This is a genomic window from Aeromonas sp. R5-1 (genome assembly GCF_040908265.1).
GTDB lineage: Bacteria > Pseudomonadota > Gammaproteobacteria > Enterobacterales > Aeromonadaceae > Aeromonas > Aeromonas caviae.
This window is the reverse complement of the sequence record NZ_JBFODJ010000027.1, coordinates 1-1,704: the sequence shown is the minus strand read 5'-3', so window position 1 is coordinate 1,704 and position 1,704 is coordinate 1. Positions and strand designations below refer to the sequence as shown.

Genomic DNA, 1,704 nt, shown 5'->3' with positions numbered 1-1,704 from the left:
CAGACCGACTCCATCGGCAGCATCCTCGACACCATCCGCAGCATCTCGGAGCAGACCAACCTGCTGGCCCTCAACGCCGCCATCGAGGCCGCCCGTGCCGGCGAGCAGGGCCGTGGCTTCGCCGTGGTGGCCGACGAGGTGCGCAACCTCGCCAGCCGCTCCGCCGCCTCCACCGCCGAGATCCAGGGCATGATCAACAGCCTCCAGGAGCAGAGCGCCCGCGCCGTCAGTGCCATGGCCCAGGGACGCAACCAGAGCCTGCGGGTGGTGACCCAGGCCGACGAGGCCAACGGCGCCCTCGACCAGATCACCGGGCACATCACCCAGATCAGCGACATGAACATCCAGGTCGCCACCGCCACCGAAGAGCAGTCCAGCGTGGTCGGGGAGATCAACCGCAACGTGGAGGACATCAACCAGCTCACCATGGAGACCGCTGATATCGCCCACCAGTTGACCGAGTCCAGCCGCAGCCTGCAACAGCTCTCCGGCGAGCTCGACAAGCTGGTCGGCAACTTCCGGTTATAAGATGAAAGGGCGCTGCGGCGCCCTTTTTTCACCGGGTCGACAGGGAATACCGACCCCCATGACGGCGAACCGTCATGACAAGCCGCTACAGTAGCGACACAGCAACACACCAAGGAGTCAACATGCTGGCAGGCAACCTCACCATCAAAACCCAACTGATCCTGGCCGTCACCGTACCCTGTCTCGCCCTGCTGCTGGTTGGCGCCGCCAGTCTGCGCAGCATGGACAACATCAGGCAGCAGGCCGAAGAGCTGTTCCAGAATACCGCCACCCCCATGCGGGCCATGGCGGAAGTGGCCTCCCGCATCCCGCGCATGCGCGTCGGCATCGACATGATGCTATTGCAGGACACCTCCCTGCGCGACGAAAAGGGGGTGCTGACCCGGGTCAAGGAGACCCGCGAGGAAGACATTCCCGAGATGCGCCAGGCCATGGAGCAGGCCGTCAAGGCCCAGGTCGATCCGGACGCCCGGGCCAAGGCCCAGACCCTGCTCGATCAATTCACCCGAGTGGAGCGGGAGGAGCTGACCCCCATGTTGCAGGCGCTCTCTGACAACAAGATGGACGAGGCACGCGCCATCTACCGGGATCGCTACAGCCAGAGCTACGGGGTCATGCGCAAGGGCGCCAATGAGCTGCTCGACGGGTTGATAGGTCAGGCCCAGCATCGCAACGATCTGAGCGAAAACAGCTATGACAGCGGTCGTACCCAGATGATCGCCATCATCGTCATCGCCATCGCCATCTCGCTGCTCGTCTCGACCCTCATCCTCATCGGGCTGCGCCGCCGGGTCTCCTTCCTGCAATCCCATATTGGCGAGGTGGCCCGCCACCTCGCCCTCGACAGCCGCGCCAGTCTTACCGGCAAGGACGAGCTGGCCGAGATTGCCCACAGCTTCAACCAGTTCGTGACCCGGATCCACGGGGCCATCGTGCAGGTGGCGAGCAACTCCCGCCAGGTAGCCGCCACCGCCAACGAGGTGGCCGCCAAGGCCCAGCTCACCCAGCACAACTGCACCGCCCAGCGGGATCGCACCGTCCAGGTCGCCACCGCCATCCACGAGATGGGGGCCACCGTCACCGAGATCGCCGGCAATGCATCCCTGGCAGCCGACGTCGCCAAGCAGGCCAACGAGCAGGCCGATGCGGGGGCCCAGGTCGTCGCCCAGGCCCGTC

The 1,704-nt window shown here is 65.4% G+C and carries 2 protein-coding genes; both read left to right on the top strand.

What is annotated here, in order from left to right; genetic code table 11:
* Positions 1-528, top strand: a 528-nt coding sequence (locus AB5Y64_RS03625; protein ID WP_368203290.1) for a methyl-accepting chemotaxis protein, incomplete at its 5' end; no start/stop codon positions are given.
* 122 nt (positions 529-650) lie between these two features.
* A partial coding sequence (locus AB5Y64_RS03620; protein WP_368203288.1) for an MCP four helix bundle domain-containing protein occupies positions 651-1,704 on the top strand: 1,054 nt, incomplete at its 3' end.